The organism is Planomonospora algeriensis, from assembly GCF_977012225.1.
In genome coordinates this window covers 1-824 of record NZ_CDRNDK010000981.1, presented here as the reverse complement: position 1 = coordinate 824, position 824 = coordinate 1, and the positions used below count along the sequence as shown (strand labels likewise).

Here is an 824-nt window from a genome sequence, read left to right as displayed (position 1 = left end):
GGACGGCTTCGTCCTGCCGCCGCTGCCCAACCACCTGTTCACCCGCGACACCTCCTGCTGGATCTACGACGGCGTCTCGATCAACGCGATGCGCAAGAAGGCCCGCCGACGCGAGACCGTCAACTACGAGGCCGTCTACCGGTACCATCCGCTGTTCGCCGGCGGCTACGACCGGCCCGGCGCCGAGAACGGCTACCGCGTGTGGATGCCCGGCACGGCCGCCGCCCCGGCCACCATCGAGGGCGGCGACGTACTGGTCATCGGCCGCGGCGCGGTCCTGGTCGGGATGAGCGAGCGCACCCAGCCGCAGGCCGTGGAGATGCTCGCGTGCAGCCTGTTCGCCCAGGGCTCGGCGAGCAGGATCGTGGCGCTGGCCATGCCCAAGGCGCGCGCGTTCATGCACCTGGACACGGTGATGACCCAGATCGACGAGGGGACGTTCACCCAGTACGCCGGGCTGGGCATGCTGCCGTCCTACACGATCGAGCCGGGCGACAACGACAAGGAACTCAAGATCACCGACCACGCGCCGGAGGACATGCACCGGGCCATCGCGGCCGCACTGGGCCTGGACGGCATCCGGGTGCTGACCGCGACCCAGGACGTGCACGCCGCCGCGCGCGAGCAGTGGGACGATGGCTGCAACGTGCTGGCGCTGGAGCCGGGCGTGGTCGTGGCCTACGAGCGCAACACCACCACCAACAACCACCTGCGCGCCAACGGCGTCGAGGTGATCACCATCCGGGGCAGCGAGCTGGGCCGGGGGCGCGGGGGCCCGCGCTGCATGAGCTGCCCGATCGAGCGCGACGGCATCTGACCGCCCG

Annotated in this window: 1 protein-coding gene; it reads left to right on the top strand. The window is 71.1% G+C overall.

The genetic code is table 11. From position 1 onward, the window contains the following. The coding region (locus ACWJ6R_RS37335) for an arginine deiminase (protein ID WP_449066704.1) at nucleotides 1–817 on the top strand (817 nt) is incomplete at its 5' end. Nucleotides 818–824 lie beyond the last annotated feature (7 nt).